Here is a 246-nt window from a genome sequence, read left to right on the forward strand (position 1 = left end):
TGCCCACATTCACCGCCCTCACCACCCTGCCCGGCAAGCCTCAGGCTGAAACGCTTGGCGCGGCCATGGAACATCTGGTGCCCGAACCAACCGGCGTCGGCGTGTTCGAGATGGAGGATGGCTCTGGCCTGTGGGAAATCGGCGGCTATTTCACCGAAGCCCCGGACGAAGCCGCCCTTGCGGTCCTTGCGGCGGCATTTGGCGCCAAGGAGTTTGCGATTTCCGAACTGCCGGAAACAGATTGGG

Annotated in this window: 1 protein-coding gene; it reads left to right on the top strand. The window is 63.4% G+C overall.

Annotation, left to right across the window (positions count from 1 at the left end; genetic code table 11):
• Positions 1-65 precede the first annotated feature (65 nt).
• Positions 66-246, top strand: a 181-nt coding sequence (locus Q4528_RS15355; RefSeq protein ID WP_303522568.1) for a hypothetical protein, incomplete at its 3' end; no start/stop codon positions are given.

The organism is Staphylococcus pasteuri (assembly GCF_030547725.1).
Classification (GTDB): domain Bacteria; phylum Bacillota; class Bacilli; order Staphylococcales; family Staphylococcaceae; genus Staphylococcus; species Staphylococcus pasteuri.